Source organism: Arthrobacter sp. JCM 19049, from assembly GCF_001310435.1.
Genome location: NZ_BAXF01000645.1, coordinates 1 through 1,033, shown reverse-complemented (window position 1 = coordinate 1,033; position 1,033 = coordinate 1). Strand labels below are relative to the sequence as shown.

The 1,033-nt window shown below is 68.8% G+C and carries 2 protein-coding genes; both read right to left on the bottom strand.

Translation table 11 applies throughout. The features are described from left to right. Positions 1-374, bottom strand: a 374-nt coding sequence (locus JCM19049_RS21315; protein WP_279403345.1) for a hypothetical protein, incomplete at its 3' end; no start/stop codon positions are given. Between the two features lie 275 nt (positions 375-649). Beyond that, positions 650-1,033, bottom strand: a 384-nt coding sequence (locus JCM19049_RS15200) for an aldehyde dehydrogenase family protein (RefSeq protein ID WP_279403344.1), incomplete at its 5' end; no start/stop codon positions are given.

The window sequence follows — 1,033 nt, the reverse complement described above, 5'->3', positions numbered from 1 at the left end:
CAGATGCGCCTCGCAATCCAGTGCCTGGGCCAGCTCGGCCGCGCTGAGCAGCAGGTCCCGGTGCCGGGCCACGCTGCAGTGGTAGCGGGCGGCCAGCAGCCAGGTGGAGCGCCCCACCGGCAGGAGCACCGCCAGACGTAGCTGGGGGTCGCGTCCAGCCGTTCGGTCAGCTGCTGCAGTTGGTCAAAGATCCCGGAACTGGTTTCCGGGCTTCCGTCGGACAGGTCGTGGATCTCTCCGGGTGCACCATCCAGCCAGGACCTGGCGAACAGCCTGCGCCCGGTGCCCGGCGCCGCGGTGATGAACAGCAGCCGGGGGCCTGAGCCGTGGATCTGCTGGAAACGGTGGAACGCCGGATGGACTTCGGTGCGCACGGCCGCGCTTGTCGTACACTGCTGTGCCGTTCTTCGCCCATACGCCCGCCTCCTGCCCACACCGTTGTAGCCCGGGTCCGGAAAACCGGCGCCGGGTAGTTATCCGGGATCCGAATTTATTTATCATCCTACTGCGCTTTCTTGCGGATCGGACGTGGCGTTCGGCACGCTGACTGGGGGTTTCGCCCAGCCGCGGGAACCAGGTTCGTGCGGACGCGACGCGGCGCCGGTTCCGGCCAGGGGTTGGCCGAAACCGGCGCGTCGTGGGCCGGGGTTTAGGTGTCGCGCCGGGCGATGTTGTAGAAGCGCACGGACTGGTACTCCTCCAGCCCCTCGGCCCCGCCCTCGCGGCCCAGGCCCGAATGCTTCACCCCGCCGAAGGGGGCCGCGGCGTTGGAGGGCACCCCCTGGTTGATGCCCACGATCCCGGTCTGCAGCCGGTCTGCGACATTCAGCGCCCGGTCCAGATCCTGGCTGAACACGTACCCGGCCAGTCCGTACTCGGTGTCGTTGGCCAGGGTGAGGGCCTGCTGTTCGGTCTCAAAACGCTGGATCGCGGCAATCGGGCCGAAGATCTCCTGACGCGCCACCGCGCTGTCCCGGTCCACGGCGTCCAGCACGGTGGGCGCGAAGAAGGAGCCGGGCCCCGCATAGCCGTG